Origin of the sequence: Frigoribacterium sp. CG_9.8 (genome assembly GCF_015751965.1) — a bacterium.
Taxonomy (GTDB): Bacteria; Actinomycetota; Actinomycetes; order Actinomycetales; family Microbacteriaceae; genus Lacisediminihabitans.
This window is the reverse complement of the sequence record NZ_JADOVH010000011.1, coordinates 1-1039: the sequence shown is the minus strand read 5'-3', so window position 1 is coordinate 1039 and position 1039 is coordinate 1. Positions and strand designations below refer to the sequence as shown.

1 protein-coding gene is annotated in these 1039 nt (G+C 60.3%); it reads left to right on the top strand.

The genetic code is table 11. The annotated features are described in order from the left end of the window. Window positions 1-106: 106 nt before the first annotated feature. The coding region (locus tag IWX88_RS13670; protein WP_196831177.1) for an IS481 family transposase at window positions 107-1039 on the top strand (933 nt) is incomplete at its 3' end.

The window sequence follows — 1039 nt, the reverse complement described above, 5'->3', positions numbered from 1 at the left end:
TAGGTGTTCTTCCCACGGAGGTTGTGTGCGTGGCGTGAGTTGAAAAGGTGAGGACCTCCGGTATCGATATGGGTTACGACACTCATTCGATCAAACGGAGGCCCTCATCTCTTACGTTACTCATCGTCATGCTCCGCTGACGCCTGAAGGGCGCCGCAAACTTGTAGAGCTGGTCATCGACGGCCACTGGGTGCAGGCCCGAGTTGCCGAACGATTGCAGGTCTCTCGTGCGACGGTCTCCAAATGGGTGCGCCGCTACCGGGTGCAGGGTCTGGCTGGGCTTACCGACCATTCGTCGAAACCGTGGTCGTCACCGACCAGGACTGCGCTTCGGACGGAACGGCGAATCATCGCTTTGCGGTTCTCGAAACGGTGGGGACCCCACCGGATCGGTTACCACCTGCACCTGCCCCAATCGACGGTCTCGAAAGTTTTGGCCCGCTACCGGATGCCTCTGCTGGGTCACATCGATGTGAACACCGGCCTGGCCGTCCGCAAAGCCAAAGCGGTCCGCTACGAACACGTCACACCAGGGGACATGATCCATATCGATGTGAAGAAACTTGGCCGGATCCCCGCCGGCGGCGGGTGGCGGACTCTCGGCCAGGCAGGAAAGAAGAACAAGAAGAAATCGGTCCCGACCGGCTACGCGTTCCTGCATTCCACGATCGACGACCACTCCCGCGTCGTCTATTCAGAAATCCTCGGAGACGAGAAAGGAGTGACCGCGGCAGCATTCTGGTCCAGAGCAAATGCCTACTACGAGTCGCTCGGGATCACCGTGAAACGAGTCCTATCGGACAACGGGTCCTGCTACCGGTCAAAGCTGTTCACCGTCGCACTCGGCACCGTGGCCCATAAATTCACCCGCCCTTACCGGCCGCAGACGAACGGGAAGATCGAACGGTTCCACCGCACCCTCGCGTTCGAATGGGCCTACGCCCACCACTACAGCTCCGACGCCGCCCGAGCTGCGACCTACGACGCGTGGGTGCATAGCTACAATCACCACAGACCCCATACCGGCATCGGCGGCAAA